This window comes from Pseudomonas sp. 10(2024), from assembly GCF_045164175.1.
Classification (GTDB): Bacteria; Pseudomonadota; Gammaproteobacteria; order Pseudomonadales; family Pseudomonadaceae; genus Aquipseudomonas; species Aquipseudomonas alloputida.
Map to the genome: position 1 here is coordinate 5,243,722 of NZ_CP174006.1, position 16,587 is coordinate 5,260,308.

General features: G+C 63.5%; 15 protein-coding genes. 10 read left to right on the forward strand and 5 right to left on the reverse strand.

The features are described from left to right. Window positions 1-19 precede the first annotated feature (19 nt). The 8 genes from ACI7M0_RS23785 (at window position 20) to ACI7M0_RS23820 (ending at window position 9,474) form a co-directional block, all read left to right on the forward strand. Window positions 20-1,387, forward strand: coding sequence for a PepSY domain-containing protein (locus ACI7M0_RS23785; RefSeq protein WP_129932636.1), 1,368 nt, complete (start codon window positions 20-22; stop codon window positions 1,385-1,387). Between the two features lie 204 nt (window positions 1,388-1,591). Next, complete coding sequence (cycA, locus tag ACI7M0_RS23790) at window positions 1,592-2,998, forward strand: D-serine/D-alanine/glycine transporter (RefSeq protein ID WP_064491160.1); 1,407 nt, start codon at window positions 1,592-1,594, stop codon at window positions 2,996-2,998. A gap of 250 nt (window positions 2,999-3,248) precedes the next feature. After that, window positions 3,249-4,514, forward strand: a complete 1,266-nt coding sequence (gene urtA / locus ACI7M0_RS23795; RefSeq protein ID WP_003249642.1) for an urea ABC transporter substrate-binding protein — start codon at window positions 3,249-3,251, stop codon at window positions 4,512-4,514. 140 nt (window positions 4,515-4,654) lie between these two features. Continuing rightward, complete coding sequence (urtB, locus tag ACI7M0_RS23800; RefSeq protein ID WP_129932635.1) at window positions 4,655-6,142, forward strand: urea ABC transporter permease subunit UrtB; 1,488 nt, start codon at window positions 4,655-4,657, stop codon at window positions 6,140-6,142. After that, window positions 6,142-7,221, forward strand: a complete 1,080-nt coding sequence (urtC, locus tag ACI7M0_RS23805; protein ID WP_064491162.1) for an urea ABC transporter permease subunit UrtC — start codon at window positions 6,142-6,144, stop codon at window positions 7,219-7,221. The genes urtB and urtC overlap by 1 nt, the downstream gene beginning before the upstream one ends. After that, window positions 7,218-8,075, forward strand: a complete 858-nt coding sequence (gene urtD, locus ACI7M0_RS23810) for an urea ABC transporter ATP-binding protein UrtD (protein WP_010955450.1) — start codon at window positions 7,218-7,220, stop codon at window positions 8,073-8,075. Before urtC ends, urtD begins: the two co-directional genes overlap by 4 nt. Before the next feature lie 153 nt (window positions 8,076-8,228). After that, a complete protein-coding gene (gene urtE, locus ACI7M0_RS23815) occupies window positions 8,229-8,927 on the forward strand; it encodes an urea ABC transporter ATP-binding subunit UrtE (protein ID WP_129932634.1) in 699 nt (232 codons plus the stop codon). Between the two features lie 31 nt (window positions 8,928-8,958). Continuing rightward, window positions 8,959-9,474, forward strand: a complete 516-nt coding sequence (locus ACI7M0_RS23820) for a GNAT family N-acetyltransferase (protein WP_010955452.1) — start codon at window positions 8,959-8,961, stop codon at window positions 9,472-9,474. 127 nt (window positions 9,475-9,601) lie between these two features. On the opposite strand, the gene ACI7M0_RS23825 is transcribed toward ACI7M0_RS23820, so the two are convergent. Both ACI7M0_RS23825 and cbpA read right to left on the reverse strand, forming a co-directional pair. Further along, the gene (locus ACI7M0_RS23825; RefSeq protein WP_020191746.1) at window positions 9,602-9,907 is read right to left on the reverse strand and encodes a chaperone modulator CbpM; all 306 of its coding nucleotides are present in this window, start codon (window positions 9,905-9,907) and stop codon (window positions 9,602-9,604) included. A gap of 2 nt (window positions 9,908-9,909) precedes the next feature. Beyond that, complete coding sequence (gene cbpA, locus ACI7M0_RS23830) at window positions 9,910-10,869, reverse strand: curved DNA-binding protein (protein WP_019437188.1); 960 nt, start codon at window positions 10,867-10,869, stop codon at window positions 9,910-9,912. 164 nt (window positions 10,870-11,033) lie between these two features. Here cbpA and ACI7M0_RS23835 point away from each other — a divergent pair, with 164 nt between their 5' ends. After that, window positions 11,034-12,305 (forward strand): Hsp70 family protein, encoded by a 1,272-nt coding sequence (locus tag ACI7M0_RS23835; protein WP_010955455.1) that lies wholly within the window; start codon window positions 11,034-11,036, stop codon window positions 12,303-12,305. Between the two features lie 957 nt (window positions 12,306-13,262). Here the strand turns inward: ACI7M0_RS23835 and ACI7M0_RS23840 are convergent. The 3 genes from ACI7M0_RS23840 to ACI7M0_RS23850 all read right to left on the reverse strand — a co-directional run bounded on the left by ACI7M0_RS23840 (window position 13,263) and on the right by ACI7M0_RS23850 (window position 15,479). Next, window positions 13,263-14,270 (reverse strand): AI-2E family transporter, encoded by a 1,008-nt coding sequence (locus ACI7M0_RS23840; protein ID WP_014592570.1) that lies wholly within the window; start codon window positions 14,268-14,270, stop codon window positions 13,263-13,265. Between the two features lie 69 nt (window positions 14,271-14,339). Then, complete coding sequence (locus ACI7M0_RS23845) at window positions 14,340-14,627, reverse strand: PsiF family protein (RefSeq protein ID WP_014592571.1); 288 nt, start codon at window positions 14,625-14,627, stop codon at window positions 14,340-14,342. 63 nt (window positions 14,628-14,690) lie between these two features. Further along, on the reverse strand, window positions 14,691-15,479 hold the full coding sequence (locus tag ACI7M0_RS23850; RefSeq protein WP_064492499.1) for a helix-turn-helix transcriptional regulator: 789 nt from the start codon (window positions 15,477-15,479) through the stop codon (window positions 14,691-14,693). Between the two features lie 225 nt (window positions 15,480-15,704). On the opposite strand from ACI7M0_RS23850, the gene ACI7M0_RS23855 reads away from it, so the two are divergent. Continuing rightward, a complete protein-coding gene (locus ACI7M0_RS23855) occupies window positions 15,705-16,586 on the forward strand; it encodes a DMT family transporter (RefSeq protein ID WP_104962634.1) in 882 nt (293 codons plus the stop codon). The last annotated feature ends 1 nt before the right edge of the window (window position 16,587 follow it).

Below are 16,587 nucleotides of genomic sequence, written 5' to 3' on the forward strand. Positions count from 1 at the left end.
GGTCAAAAAGGAGGTTCCCATGAGAGGAACACGCATCTCTTTCTATAACCTGGCCTGGCGTTGGCATTTCTATGCGGGGCTGTTCGTGGCCCCGTTCATGATCCTGTTGGCAATCACCGGGATCATCTACTTGTTCAAGCCCCAGCTCGACCCGCTGCTGTACCGCGACCTGATGGTGGTCGAGGCCGGCCAGCACCGGCAGGGCGCAGACACGATGCTGGCTGAAGTGCGCCAAGCCTACCCAAAGGGCCACATCGCCCAGTACTTGCCGCCACTGAACGCCGAGCGCAGTGCGCAGTTCGTAGTGCATGACGGCGGGCGTGAACTGAACGTGTTCGTCAACCCATACAGCGGCAAGGTCCTCGGCGAACAGGACGGCAAGCAGAACCTGCAGGCCATCGCCCGCGCCCTGCATGGCGAGCTGATGGTCGGCACGGTCGGTGACCGGCTGGTGGAACTGGCTGCGGGCTGGGGCATCGTGCTGGTGGTTTCGGGCCTGTACCTGTGGTGGCCGCGCGGGCGCAGTGGCGCTGGCGTGCTTTGGCCGCGGCTGTCGGCGCGCGGCCGGCTGTTCTGGCGTGACCTGCACGCGGTAACCGGTTTCTGGGGTTCGGCCTTGCTGTTGTTGATGCTGGTCAGCGGCATGACCTGGACCGGCTTGTGGGGCAAGCAGTACGCTGATTTGTGGAACCGCTTCCCGGCAGCCATGTGGAACGACGTGCCCAAGTCGGACCAGCAGGCGCGTGAGTTGAACAGCGCACACCGCCAGACCGTGCCCTGGGCCATGGAAAACACGCCGATGCCACAGTCCGGTGCACACGCCGAGCACGCCGGGCACCACATGATGTCGGACATGCCCGCAGCGCCCCAGGTGAGCGTGCAGCAGGTCGAAGACATTGCCACTTCGCGTCAGGTCGAGCCGGGCTACAGCATTACCCTGCCCACCACTGCCGACGGGGTGTTCACCATTGCCGTGTTCGCCGACGACCCGCGCAACGACGCCACCCTGCATGTCGACCAATACACCGGCAAGGTTCTGGCCGATGTGCGCTGGCACGACTACAGCCCGGTCGCCCGCGCCACCGAGCTGGGCGTGATGCTGCACGAAGGCAAGATGTTCGGGGCGCTGAACCAGATCATCATCCTGCTGGTGTGCCTGATGATTCTGCTGGGGTCGGTGAGCGGGCTGGTGATGTGGTGGAAGCGCCGGCCTGAAGGCGGCCTGGGCGTACCGCCTCTGCGTCATGACCTGCCACGCTGGAAGGCGGCGGTGGCCGTGATGCTGGTGCTGGGGGTGATGTTCCCGCTGGTGGGGGTGTCGATGGTGGTGATGTGGGGAGTGGATAGTTTGGTGGTGAGGCGCCGCCGGGTCTTGGCCAGCGCTTGAGCCTTGTGTTGCCTGTGCTGGCCTCTTCGCGGGTAAACCCGCTCCTACAGGGGACCGCGTTGCCTTTGTAGGAGCGGGTTTACCCGCGAAGAGGCCAGCACAGGCGAAATGCTGAGCCGAAAATGCAGAGTCGATCTGTCGCGCCCCGATCTGGAACGCGCGTGTTAGCCTAGCCGGCTACCTCTGACAAGAAGACTGCAGCCTATGACGCAAACCTCACCCATAGCGACAGATGAACCGCACCTGCAACGCAACCTGACCAACCGCCACATCCAGCTGATCGCCATCGGCGGCGCGATCGGTACCGGTCTGTTCATGGGCTCAGGCAAGACCATCAGCCTGGCCGGGCCATCGATCATCTTCGTCTACATGATTATCGGCTTCATGCTGTTCTTCGTCATGCGCGCCATGGGCGAACTGCTGCTGTCGAACCTGAACTACAAGTCGTTCATCGATTTTTCCGCCGACCTGCTCGGCCCCTGGGCCGGCTACTTTACTGGCTGGACCTACTGGTTCTGCTGGGTGGTCACCGGCATTGCCGACGTGGTCGCGATCGCCGCCTACACGCAGTTCTGGTTCCCCGACCTGCCGCAGTGGATACCGGCGCTGACCTGCGTAGGGCTGCTGCTGTCGCTGAACCTGGTCACTGTGAAAATGTTCGGCGAACTGGAGTTCTGGTTCGCCCTGGTCAAGATCGTTGCCATCCTCGGCCTGGTCGCTACCGGCCTGTACATGGTCATCACCGGCTTCACCTCGCCCAGCGGGCGCACCGCCCAGCTGGCCAACCTGTGGAATGACGGCGGCATGTTTCCCCATGGCCTGATGGGCTTCTTCGCCGGTTTCCAGATCGCCGTGTTCGCCTTCGTCGGCATCGAGCTGGTGGGTACCACCGCCGCCGAAGCGAAGAACCCGGAACGCACCCTGCCGCGGGCGATCAACTCGATCCCGGTCCGTATCATCGTGTTCTATGTGCTGGCGCTGATCGCGATCATGGCCGTGACCCCGTGGCGCGATGTGGTGCCCGGCAAAAGCCCGTTCGTTGAGTTGTTCGTGCTGGCAGGCCTGCCGGCGGCGGCAAGCATCATCAACTTCGTGGTGCTGACCTCGGCGGCTTCGTCGGCCAACAGCGGCGTTTTCTCCACCAGCCGCATGCTCTACGGCCTGTCGCAGGAAGGTGACGCGCCCAAGGCTTTCGAGAAGCTGTCGAGCCGTTCGGTGCCAGCCAACGGCCTGTATTTCTCGTGTACCTGCCTGTTGCTCGGTGCGGTGCTGATCTACCTGGTGCCAAACGTGGTCGAGGCATTCACCCTGGTCACCACCGTGTCGGCGGTACTGTTCATGTTCGTGTGGACGCTGATCCTGCTGTCATACCTGAAGTACCGCAAAGACCGCGCGGCGCTGCATCAGGCGTCGAACTACAAGATGCCGGGCGGGCGCTTCATGTGCTACGTGTGCCTGTCGTTCTTTGCGTTCATCCTGGTGTTGCTGAGCCTGGAAGCGGATACGCGTTCAGCACTGGTGGTGACACCGATCTGGTTTGTCGTGCTGGCGGTGACCTACCAGCTCGTACGCAGCAGGCGCCATCCCCGCACGGCTGTGCATAACGGCTGATCGCCTCGGGGGCTGTTCCCACGAAGGCAACGGTGTACGCCGTCCGCTGTGGGAACAGCCTTGTGTCGCGATGGGCCGCACCGCGGCCCCAATCCTGTGCACACAAATCCATCAGGCACCAACCTGGATCCAACCAACGCCCCAACACCTCGCACAGCCCCTCTAAACCGTACCTTTCGCCACTAGGCACAGCCCTTGCAACGCCCTCCCCGCTTGCCCAACACCATAAAAAACTCAGCGGAGAGAGCACATGAAGCGTCGCAGTCTGATCAAGGCCCTTACCCTCAGCGCATCGATCGCGGCGATGGGCCTGAGCTGGAGTATCCAGGCCGCCGAGACCATCAAGGTCGGTATCCTGCATTCGCTTTCCGGGACCATGGCCATTTCCGAGACATCGCTCAAGGACATGGCGCTGATGACCATCGAGCAGATCAACGCCAAGGGTGGCGTGAACGGCAAGATGCTGGAACCGGTGGTGGTCGACCCGGCGTCCAACTGGCCGCTGTTCGCTGAAAAGAGCCGTCAACTGCTGACCCAGGACAAAGTGGCCGTGGTGTTCGGTTGCTGGACCTCCGTGTCGCGCAAGTCCGTTCTGCCGGTGTTCGAAGAACTCAACGGCCTGCTGTTCTACCCGGTGCAGTATGAGGGCGAAGAGATGTCGCCGAACGTGTTCTACACAGGCGCCGCCCCGAACCAGCAAGCCATCCCGGCCGTGGAATACCTGATGAGCGAGGACGGCGGCAGCGCCAAGCGCTTCTTCCTGCTGGGCACCGACTACGTCTACCCACGCACCACCAACAAGATCCTGCGCGCATTCCTGCACAGCAAAGGCGTGGCCGACAAGGACATCGAAGAGGTGTACACGCCGTTTGGCCACGCTGATTACCAGACCATTGTCGCCAGCATCAAAAAGTTCTCCGCCGGCGGCAAGACCGCGGTCATTTCCACAGTCAATGGTGACTCCAACGTGCCCTTCTACAAGGAACTGGCCAACCAGGGCCTGAAGGCCACCGACGTGCCGGTGGTGGCCTTCTCGGTGGGCGAGGAGGAACTGCGCGGCATCGACACCAAACCGCTGGTGGGCCACCTGGCGGCGTGGAACTACTTCGAATCGGTGGATAACCCGGTCAACCAGAAGTTTGTCGCCGACTGGAAGGCCTACGCCAAGGCCAAGGGCCTGCCAGGTGCCGACAAGGCCGTGACCAACGACCCCATGGAAGCCACCTATGTAGGCATCCACATGTGGGCGCAAGCGGTGGAGAAAGCCAAGTCCACCGACGTCGACAAGGTGCGTGAAGCACTGGCCGGGCAGAGCTTCGAGGCACCGTCGGGCTTCACCCTGACCATGGACAAGACCAACCACCACCTGCACAAGCCGGTGATGATCGGCGAGATTCAGGATGACGGGCAGTTCAGCGTGGTGTGGGAAACCGAGCAGCCACTGCGGGCGCAGCCATGGAGCCCGTTCATTCCGGGCAATGACAAGCGGCCAGATTACGCCGTGAAAGGTAACTGAGTGCATGGGGCTGCTTTGCAGCCCATTCGCGGGTGAACCCGCTCCTACAAGGACCGCCCAGGTTTCAAACCTTGCACCGTCTCTGTGTAGGAGCGGGTTTACCCGCGAAGAATCCAAAACCGATTTCCAGGATTGCCCGCATGCTCAGACTCCTGCTCACCCTCCTGCTGCTAATCCCCCTGGCAACCCACGCCAGCGAGGGCGAATTCTTTCTCACCGCCAAGCCCGCCGAGCAGGCCGGCCTGCTCGAAGGCTGGGCAGCACAACCCGATGCCGCGCGACTGCCGCTGCTGAAAAACCTGCGCCAAGGCCGCATCGCCACCGATGACAAGCGCAAGGTGCGCCTGAACAACCGCCTGCGCGGCCTGATCGACAACGCCCTGGCCAGCCATCAGTTGCTCAGCGACGACAGCGACACCCGCCTGGCCGCCGCACAACAACTGCAAAAAACCGCAAAACCCGCGCAAATGGCCTTCCTCGACCGGCGCTTCGCCGCCGAGCCGGACGCCGCCGTACAGGCCGCCCTCGGCCTGGCCCTGGCCAACCTGCAACTGGGCGCCAGCGAGCCTGCGGTACGCCTGGCCGCCGTGCGCCTGCTGGGTGAAACCGGCGACCCGCTGGCCCGCACCCGCCTCGAAGCCCTGCTGCAGCCCGATGCAGAACTAGACCCGGGCGTGCGCACAGCCGCCGAAACGAGCCTGGCCCAGGTCAAGCGCAAACTGCTGGTAGGCGAACTGCTCGGCCAGGCCTTCAGCGGCCTGTCGCTGGGTTCGGTCCTGCTGCTGGCAGCGCTGGGCCTTGCGATCACCTTCGGCCTGCTCGGGGTGATCAACATGGCCCATGGCGAGATGCTGATGCTCGGCGCCTACAGCACCTACATGGTCCAGGTACTGCTGCAGCGCTTCGCCCCAGGCGCCATCGAGTTCTACCCGCTGATTGCCCTGCCGGTGGCCTTCGCCGTCAGTGCCGGGGTAGGCATGGCGCTGGAGCGCACGGTGATCCGCCACCTGTACGGCCGGCCACTGGAAACCCTGCTGGCCACCTGGGGCATCAGCCTGATCCTGATCCAGGCCATCCGCCTGCTGTTCGGCGCGCAGAACGTCGAAGTGAGCAACCCGGCCTGGCTGTCCGGCGGCATCCAGCTGCTGCCCAACCTGGTGCTGCCATACAACCGCTTGGTCATCATCGGCTTCGCCCTGGCCGTGGTGCTGCTCACCTGGCTGCTGCTCAACCGTACCCGGTTGGGCCTGAACGTGCGCGCAGTCACCCAGAACCGCAACATGGCCGCCTGCTGCGGCGTGTCCACCGGGCGCGTCGACATGCTCGCCTTTGGCCTTGGCTCGGGCATCGCAGGGCTTGGTGGCGTGGCTTTAAGCCAGGTGGGCAACGTCGGCCCGGACCTGGGCCAGAGCTACATCATCGATTCGTTCCTGGTGGTGGTGCTCGGCGGCGTCGGGCAGCTGGCCGGTAGCCTCTGGGCCGCCTTCGGCCTGGGCATCGCCAACAAGCTGCTGGAGCCGCAGATCGGTGCCGTACTCGGCAAGATCCTCATCCTTGCGTTGATCATTCTGTTCATCCAGAAACGCCCGCAAGGCCTGTTCGCCCTCAAGGGACGGGTAATCGACTGATGAACCAGCCACTGCTTGTCACTGCTACGCAAAAGGCCGGCCCACGCCTGACCCTTGCCATCGGTGCCGTCGTCGTCCTGCTGCTGGTGGCTTTGCCACTGTGCTCACTGCTGCCGGCAGACCATGCCCTGCACGTGTCGGCCTACACCCTGACCCTGGTCGGCAAGATTCTTTGTTACGCCATCGTCGCCCTGGCCCTGGACCTGGTCTGGGGCTACGCCGGGCTGTTGTCCCTGGGCCATGGCCTGTTCTTCGCCCTGGGCGGCTATGCCATGGGCATGTACCTGATGCGGCAGGCCGCTGGCGACGGCCTGCCCGGGTTCATGACCTTCCTGTCATGGACCGAGCTGCCCTGGTACTGGGCCGGTACCCAGCATTTCGCCTGGGCCCTGTGCCTGGTGGTGCTGGCGCCCGGGCTGCTGGCGCTGGTGTTCGGCTGGTTCGCTTTCCGCTCGCGGATCAAGGGCGTGTACTTCTCGATCATGACCCAGGCCCTGACCTTTGCCGGCATGCTGCTGTTCTTCCGCAACGAAACCGGCTTCGGCGGCAACAACGGCTTCACCAGCTTCCGCACCATTCTCGGCTTCGACATTGCAGCCCAGGGCACCCGCGCGGTGTTGTTCCTGCTGACCGTGGGCCTGCTGCTGGCCAGCCTGTACCTGTGCTGGCGCCTGACCCGCAGCAAGTTCGGCCGCCTGCTCACCGCCGTGCGTGACGCTGAAAACCGCATGATGTTCTGTGGCTACGACCCGCGCGGCTTCAAGCTGCTGGTGTGGGTACTGAGCGCCGTGCTGTGCGGCCTGGCCGGTGCGCTGTACGTGCCGCAGGTGGGCATCATCAACCCCAGCGAGATGTCACCGACCAACTCGATCGAAGCCGCCGTCTGGGTAGCCTTGGGCGGGCGCGGCACGCTGATCGGCCCACTGCTCGGTGCCGGCCTGGTCAACGGCATGAAAAGCTGGTTCACCGTGGCCTTCCCCGAGTTCTGGCTGTTCTTCCTCGGCGCACTATTCATCCTCGTCACCCTGTACCTGCCCAAGGGCGTGGTCGGCCTGTTGAAGAAAAGGAGCCAGCCATGAGAGGCGTGCCCCCAGTCCACCCGGAATTCATGCTGGAACCGGTGTTCGACAACCTCGGTGCCGGGCGCGATGCCATCGGCCTGGGCCAAAGCCGCAAGGCCGGCCTGGATACCCGCCACGGTACGGTGCTGAGCCTTGAAGACATCAGCGTCAGCTTCGATGGCTTCAAGGCGCTCAACACGCTGAACCTGTACATCGGGGTGGGCGAGCTGCGCTGCATCATCGGCCCCAACGGCGCCGGCAAGACCACGATGATGGACGTAATCACCGGCAAGACCCGCCCCGACAGCGGCACGGCTTACTTCGGCGATACCCTCGACCTGACCCGCATGAGCGAATACCAGATCGCCCAGGCCGGCATTGGCCGCAAGTTCCAGAAGCCCACAGTGTTCGAGGCGCTGACCGTGTTCGAGAACCTGGAACTGGCGCTGAAGACCGACAAGTCGGTGTGGGCCAGCCTGGCCGCGCGCCTGAGCGGTGACCAGCGCCAGCGCATCGAGGATGTGCTGACCACCTTGCGCCTGCTACCGCTGGCCCAGCGCCAGGCGGGTTTGCTGTCCCATGGTCAGAAGCAGTTTCTGGAGATCGGCATGCTGCTGGTGCAGGAACCGCAACTGCTGCTGCTCGATGAACCGGTGGCCGGCATGACCGATGCCGAGACCGAGTTTACCGCCGAGCTGTTCAAGGGCCTGGCCGGCAAGCATTCGCTGATGGTGGTGGAACATGACATGGGCTTCGTCGGCAGCATTGCCGACCATGTGACCGTGCTGCACCAGGGGAGCGTGCTGGCGGAAGGCTCGCTGGAGCAGGTGCAGGCAGATGAGCGGGTGGTCGAGGTGTACCTGGGCCGGTGACCGGATTTGAATTTTTGGCGCCTGTGCCGGCCTCTTCGCGGGTAAACCCGCTCCTACAGTGGGCGTAATGCCATGGGGCGGTTCCCGTCGTAGGAGCGGGCTTGCCCGCGAAGAGGCCGGCACAGGCACAGCATCCCTTTCAGGAACTCTCACATGCTCAAGATCGACACCCTGCACCAGTACTACGGCGGCAGCCACATCCTGCGCGGCCTGTCCTTCGAAGCCAAGGTCGGCGAAGTGACCTGCCTGCTGGGCCGCAACGGCGTGGGCAAGACCACCTTGCTGCGCTGCCTGATGGGCCTGGTGCCCGCTCGCGACGGCAGCATCGAATGGGAAGGCAAGCCGATCACCGCGTTCAAACCACAGCAACGGGTGCAGGCCGGCATCGCCTATGTGCCCCAGGGCCGCGAGATCTTCCCGCGCCTGACCGTCGAGGAAAACCTGCTGATGGGCCTGTCGCGCTTCCCCGCCCGTGAAGCCCGCGAGGTACCGGCCTTCATCTACGAACTGTTCCCTGTGCTGGAGCAGATGAAACAGCGCCGCGGTGGCGACCTTTCTGGCGGCCAGCAGCAACAGCTGGCCATCGGCCGCGCCCTGGCCAGCCGCCCGCGCCTGCTGATTCTCGACGAGCCGACCGAAGGCATCCAGCCCTCGGTGATCAAGGAAATCGGCGCGGTCATCCGCCGCCTGGCCGAGCGTGGCGACATGGCGATTTTGCTGGTGGAGCAGTTCTACGACTTTGCCGAAGCGCTGGCTGACCAGTACCTGGTCATGGCCCGTGGCGAAATCATCCAGCGCGGTCGCGGCAAAAACATGCAAGCCGAAGGTGTACGCGGGCTGGTAACCATTTAATCTGCGAGCAACGACCTTGCGAGACGCTGTCATGAGCTACGAAATCCGCGATGCCCTGCACACCGACGTGCCAGGCATACTCGACATCTACAACGACGCGGTGCTCAACACCACGGCGATCTGGAACGAAACCCCGGTGGACCTCGACAACCGCCAGGCCTGGTTTGAAGCGCGTGCGCAGCAGGGCTACCCGATTCTGGTGGCGGTCGATGAAACCGGCGTGCTGGGGTATGCCTCGTTTGGCGACTGGCGGCCTTTCGAGGGCTTTCGCCTGACCGTTGAGCACTCGGTGTACGTGCGCAGCGACCAGCGTGGCAAAGGGCTCGGGCCGGTGTTGATGGCGGCGCTGGTCGAACGCGCGCGCGGATGTGGCAAGCATGTGATGGTGGCAGCGATCGAGCGTGGCAATGCAGCGTCGGTACGCCTGCATGAGCGGCTGGGCTTCGTGGTGACCGGCCAGATGCCGCAGGTGGGTGTAAAGTTTGGCCGCTGGCTTGATCTGACCTTCATGCAACTGGTGCTGAACCCGGGCGCCGAACCGACCTGAAATGGGAGCCTTGTGTCGCGAAAGGGCTGCAAAGCAGCCCGGCAATTTTGCGGTGGAGCAAAGATCTGGGGCTGCAAAGCAGCTCATCGCGACACAAGGCCGCTTCCACAGATGCCGGCAAGGCAACCTACATCTGGATAAACCGGCCCAGCCGCTGCTTCAGCATGCTGTTCTCACTGCGCAACTGCTGCACTTCCTGCAACAGCTCCAGCGCCAGCGCCACCCCTTCCCACTCCAGTTCCAGCTCCTGGTGCAGCTTTACCGCTCGTTTGGTCACCAACGGCGCCTGATCGTCAAACAGCCAGTCCTCCGGCGTTCGCCCGGAAGGTTCGACAATGCCGTGCTCGACGATTTCGATCACGCATTCAGCCGTGACATCGGCTTCCTGACACAGGGTACGCATGTCCAGTTGAACGATCAGGGTGCTGCTCATGATCACTTACTCCATTGTGTCCTCGGGTTGAACGCAGCTTTCTCGGAAAGCTTGGTCCAGAGTTCGCGGGCAGATTCGTCCGACGCGGGTGGCATGACCACCTTGAGCTGCGCATAAAGGTTACCGCGCTCTCCCTGCTTGTTCGCCAGGCCCTTGCCCGGTACACGCAGGCGCTGGCCGCTCTGGCTGTCAGGACGGATGGTCAGGTTGATCTTGCCATCCAGGGTCGGAACCGCCACCTTGGCGCCCAGGGCCGCCTCCCACGGTGCCAACGGCACAGTGATGATCAGGTCATGACCTTCGACATCGAACAGCGGGTGCGGTGCCATGCGGATGGTCAGGAACAGGTCACCGTTGGCCCCGCCACCGCTGCCGGGCGCGCCCTGGCCCTTGAGGCGGATGCGCTCGCCGTCGGTCACCCCAGCCGGAATCCTCACGTTCAAGGTTTTGGTGGTGAAGCCGGTGCGCTGGCCCATGGCATTGGTTTGCGGCACCTGGAAGCTGATCTGCTTGGACTCCTTGCTCAGGGTCTCTTCAAGGAACACTGCCAGTTCAAGCTCCACGTCCTGCCCCCGCCTGCCAGCACTGCGTTGCTGCTGCCGGGCGCCACCGAAGGGGTTGCCACCAGCACTGCGCCCACCGAAGATCGAGCTGAAGAAGTCAGAGAAGTCGCCGCCTTCGAAGCCGCCGCCACCGCCACGGTTTTCCCAACCCGGTGGTGCCTGGAACGGCCGGCCATGCTGGCCGCCGTACTTGCGAATTTCGTCGAACTCGGCACGTTTCTGCGCGTCGCCCAGCACCTCATAGGCCTCGTTGGCCTCCTTGAATTTTTCCTCGGCGTCGCGCTCCTTGCTGACATCCGGGTGATACTTGCGCGCCAGTTTGCGGTACGCGGCCTTGATCGCCTTGTCGTCCGCAGTGGGCTCTACGCCGAGTATCTTGTAATAGTCTTTGAAGTCCATTTATGGATCACCAATGTGAATGTGCATGTTGCAACTGAAGATAGGGGTCAAGCATAGCCTTTCAAGACCGACTTGGGTTTGCCTCAAGGCAGACGACTGGTCTTGATTCTGTAGCCAACTGGCATACACTGCGCGGCCGTTTTGCCTCCGGAAGCCCATTTCCCATGTCTGACGTATCCCCGGCCCGCGCCCTGGGCATCGACTTTGGCACCTCCAACTCCACGGTCGGCTGGCATCGGCCTGGCGTCGAGTCGCTGATTGCCCTGGAAGACGGCAAGATCACCTTGCCCTCGGTGGTGTTCTTCAATATCGAAGAGCGGCGCCCGGTGTATGGCCGCCTGGCGCTGCACGAGTACCTGGAAGGCTACGAAGGCCGCCTGATGCGCTCGCTGAAAAGCCTGCTGGGCTCGAAGCTGATCAAGCACGACACCAGCGTGCTGGGCAGCGCCCTGCCGTTCAAGGACCTGCTGGGCATGTTCATCGGCGAGCTCAAGAAGCGCGCTGAGGCGGCCGCTGGCCGAGAATTCGACCAGGTGGTGCTGGGCCGCCCGGTGTTCTTCGTCGACGAAGACCCGGCTGCCGACCAGGAGGCCGAGGACACCTTGGCCGAAGTGGCGCGCAAAATCGGCTTCAAGGACGTGTCGTTCCAGTACGAGCCGATTGCCGCGGCCTTCGACTATGAGTCGAGCATCAGCCGCGAAGAGCTGGTACTGATCGTCGACATCGGCGGTGGTACCTCGGACTTCACCCTGATCCGCCTGTCGCCCGAGCGCCATCTGGTCGCCGAGCGCCAAAGCGACATCCTCGCCACCGGCGGTGTGCACATTGGCGGTACCGACTTCGACAAGCAACTGAGCCTTCAGGGCGTGATGCCGTTGTTTGGCTATGGCAGCCGCATGAAGAGCGGTGCGCTGATGCCGACCAGCTACCACCTCAACCTGGCCACCTGGCACACCATCAACGCCTTGTATTCGCAGAAGTCACAGTTGGCGCTGGGCAGCATGCGCTATGACATTGAGGACAGCTTCGGCATCGATCGCCTGTTCAAATTGATCGAACAGCGCGCCGGGCACTGGCTGGCGATGGAAGTGGAAGCCAGCAAGATCGAGCTGACCGAGCATGACAGCCGCCACATCGACCTGCGCCGCGTCGAGCCCGAGCTGACTGCGGAACTGACCCGCACGCTGTTCGAAGAGGCGATCGAAGGCCTGCTGGAGCGCGTGCGCGGTAGCGTGACCGAACTGCTGGCCAAGGCTGGGGTAAGCGAAGGCCAGGTCGATACGGTGTTCTTCACCGGTGGCTCCAGCGGCATTCCGGCGCTGCGCAACAGTGTTTCGGCGATGCTGCCGAATGCACGGCATGTGGAAGGCAATATCTTTGGCAGCATTGGTAGCGGGCTGGCCATCGAGGCGCGCAAGCGTTACGGGGCGGCCTGATTTGTCGATTAGCCTGTAGCCGCGAACGGGCTGGGGCTGCTGGCCAATCTCCACCAGTCGTTCACCGTTGCCGCCGCTACCGTATTCGCGGGTAAACCCGCTCCTACGCCCGATCGGGGGTGGGCACACATCGGGGGTTGGCCGCAGGCCGCGTGTAGGAGCGGGTTCACCCGCGAAGAGGCCGGGCCTGCTGGCCAATTACCACCCGCCTTTCACCGTTGCCGCCGCTACCGTATTCGCGGGTAAACCCGCTCCTACGCCCGATCGGGGGTGGACACACATCGGTGATTGGCCGCAGGCCGCCGTGTAGGAGCGGGTTCACCCGCGAAGAGGCCGGGCCTGCTGGCCAATTACCACCCGCCTTTCACCGTTGCCGCCGCTACCGTATTCGCGGGTAAACCCGCTCCTACGCCCGATCGGGGGTGGGACACATCGGTGATTGGCCGCAGGCCGCCGTGTAGGAGCGGGTTCACCCGCGAAGAGGCCGGGCCTGCTGGCCAATTACCACCCGCCTTTCACCGTTGCCGCCGCTACCGTATTCGCGGGTAAACCCGCTCCTACGCCCGATCGGGGGTGGACACACATCGGTGATTGGCCGCAGGCCGCGTGTAGGAGCGGGTTTACCCGCGAAGAGGCCGGGCCTGCTGGCCAATCTCTACCCGCCGTTCACCGTTGCCGCCGCTACCGTATTCGCGGGTAAACCCGCTCCTACGCCCGATCGGGGGTGGACACACATCGGTGATTGGCCGCAGGCCGCGTGTAGGAGCGGGTTTACCCGCGAAGAGGCCGGGCCTGCTGGCCAATCTCTACCCGCCGTTCACCGTTGCCGCCGCTACCGTATTCGCGGGTAAACCCGCTCCTACGCCCGATCGGGGGTGGACACACATCGGTGATTGGCCGCAGGCCCCTGTAGGAGCGGGTTTACCCGCGAAAGGGCCGGCACAGGCCACTACATGATCAGACCAGCTCCGCCCGCTTCAGCTCACTCTTCAGATAGGCATAGTAGATGGGCCCCGCCACGACACCAGGCAGCCCGAACGCCGCCTCGAATACCAGCATCGCCAGCAGCAATTCCCACGCCTTGGCACTGATCTGCCCACCCACGATCCGCGCGTTGAGGAAATACTCGATCTTGTGGATGACGACCAGGTAACCCAGCGCCGCTGCCGCCACCCAGATCGACAGCGACAGGCCGACGATGGTGATCAAGGTGTTGGACATCAGGTTGCCGATCACCGGCAGCAAGCCCAGCAGGAAGGTCAGCACGATCAGCGTCTTGGTCAGCGGCAGGTGTACGTCGAACAGTGGCATCACCACAGCCAGGAAAATGCCGGTGAAGATCGTGTTGAGCAGCGAGATCTTGATTTGCGCGAACACGATGTTGCGAAACGCTTTCACCAGCAGGCTAAGACGTTCGAACAGCGCCGCCGCCAGGGGCTTGCGCCGGGAAATATCGGGAATGCGCTGCAAAGCGATGATGGCGCCGAGGATCATGCCGATGAGCATCGTCACGAACATGTGCGCCATGCCCTTGCCCACCAGCTGCAAATCGCTCAGGTGGCTCTTGATCCAGTCGCCGATGGCCACCTTGAACTCTGCGGCACTGGCAGGCAGATAGCCCTCGATGAAAGGGGGCAACTGGCTGCGGGCTCGCTCGACCAAGGCCATGAACTTGTCCAACGAGGCGCCGGGGTTTTCCGCCTCGTGCAGTAGGAAGCTGAAGGCACCGGCAATCAGCAGTGTCAGGGTGCTGACCACCAGCGTGCCGAGCAACGCCACGGCCAGCCAGCGCGCGCGTTGGCCAGCAAGCAGCGGTTGCAGGCGCGGGGTCAGCATGTTGACCAGTTCGAACACCAGCAGACCGGCCAGCAGGCTGGGCAGCAACTTCAGGGGCAAAGCCAGCAACAACCCGGCCATGACGATGATCAGGCTGGCCAGGGTGATCTGACGGGGGGTAAAGGTCATACAGCCTCGACGGCAGACAGCGGGAATGCCGCAGTCTGCCAGCCTTGGCGGCGCAGGCATAGGCGCAGGTCATTTCTTCTTCAGGCAATCGCTCATGAAGGCCTTGCGCTCGTCCCCCTTCAGGGCTTTGGTGGTGGCGTCAGCATTGCAGGTCTTCATTTTCTCTTGCTGGGTTTGGGGCACATCCTTTTTCAGGCAGGTGCTCATGAACGCTTTGCGTTCATCGCCCTTGAGGGCCTTGGCGGTGGCGTCGGCGTTGCAGGTTTTCATCTTTTCCTGCTGCGCGGTATTGGCAGCGAAACCTTGGGCACTGAACAACACCGCCAGCGCCAGTAACGGGATTTGCAGCACTTTCATGGAGTGGTCTCCTTGGCTCCGCGCCCGATGCACGGGGATCGAGCTGAGTGTAGCCAAGAATGTTCAGCGCCCCGCCCGCGCCTGCCGGCGGTACTGCTCGGGCGTACACCGGGCCTGGCGCTGGAACATGGCGATGAACGCCGAAGCGCTGCTGTAGCCAAGGTCGAAGGCAATGGCCTGAATCGGCAGGCCGGCTTCCAGCGCTTCGATGGCACGCAGAAAACGCAGGCGCAGGCGCCATTCGCCAAAGCTGATGCCCAGCTCGCGCAGAAACTGGCGGGCCAGGGTGCGCTCGCTGACGTGTACGCGTGCGGCCCAGTCGGCCAGCGGGCGGTTGTCCCCCGGCTCGGCGCTGAGCGCGTCGAGCACCTGGCGCAAGCCATCGCTGTGGGCAAACGGCAGGTAGCAGGCCAATGTGGGCGCCAGCAGCAACTGGTCAAGCAGTACCTGTACCAGGCGCTGGTCACGCTCGTCCTCGGCCACCTTGAGATTGCGCCGGGCGAAGTCACCGAGGATGGCCTTGAGGATGTCACTGATCATCAGGCTGCACGGGTGCGGTGGCAGCGCTGCGCACAGGCTGCGGTCGAGATAGATAGAACGGTAGACGATGGCCTGGGGGTTGTAGCAGCCGTGCTCGGTGTCGGGCGGCACCCAGACGGCGTAGTGCGGCGGCGACAGGAAGCGCTGGCCGGCCACATCCAATTGCATCACGCCGTGGGCGGTGTAGTTCAGCTGGCCCCAGGCGTGTTGATGCACGGCGCTGTGGGTGTCGGCAACGAACTCGTCGTGGCGGAAGTACACCGGGGCCGGCAGTTGGGTGAACTGGGGGATATCGAGGTATTTACGCGGCATGCTGTCTGCTTTGCAGGGTCGGTTGTCTGGATAGAAGTATAGGCTTGTAGACAGACATTCGATAATACAGGCCTATCGGGGACCTGCCTTGCAGGCCTTCGCGGGCTCGCCGCTCCCACAGGATCTGCGCCAGCCTCCAGGCCTGTGTATCCCCCGTAGGAGCGGGTTCACCCGCGAAGGGCTGCAAAGCAGCCCCATTCCAGCCCCCAGCGAGTACCCTGCTGCATGAACTACCTGTTCCCCCTCACCGCCATCCTCATCTGGGCCGGCAACACCGTGGTCACCAAGATGTCCGCCGGTGCCATCCACCCTGCGGAGATCGGCTTCTACCGCTGGTTGCTGGCCGCCTTGCTGTTCACGCCGTTCCTGCTGCCCGCCGTGTGGCGCAACCGTGCAGCCATCCGCCCGCACCTGGCCAAGGTGTTCGTGCTCGGCGTGCTGGGCATGGCGATGTACCAGAGCCTGGCCTACTTCGCCGCCGGCATCACCAGTGCCACCAACATGGGCATCATCCTCTCGCTGATGCCGCTGATGTCACTGGCGCTGTCCATCGCCTGGCTTGGCCAGCGCCTGAGCTACGGTGCCCTGCTGGGCGCGGTGGTGTCATTCTTCGGCGTGCTTGAAGTGGTCAGTGCCGGCCACCCCGCCAGCCTGCTTCAGCAAGGGCTGAACAGCGGCGACCTGTTGATGCTGGTGGCTACATTGGCCTATGCGCTGTACAGCTTCCTGCTGAAGAAATGGCAGCTGCGCCTGCCGCCGATGCAGCTGCTGTACCTTCAGGTGCTGGTGGCCATCGTCGTGTTGCTACCGCTGTTCCTGCTGTCAGACAAGACCGGCCTGAACAGCCACAACATCGGCCTGGTCCTGTATGCCTGCGTACTGGCTTCGATGATCGCGCCGCTGGTGTGGATGCAGGCCGTGCACCGCCTGGGGCCCAGCCGCACCACACTGTTCTTCAACTTGCTGCCGCTGGTCACCGCGCTGATCGCCGCCGTGGTGCTCGACGAACAACTGGCCGGTTACCACCTGGTCGGCGGCTTGCTGACCCTGGCCGGCGTAGTGCTGGCCGAACGCTGGACCACGCCGATCCGCCGCCAAGGCACTTGAG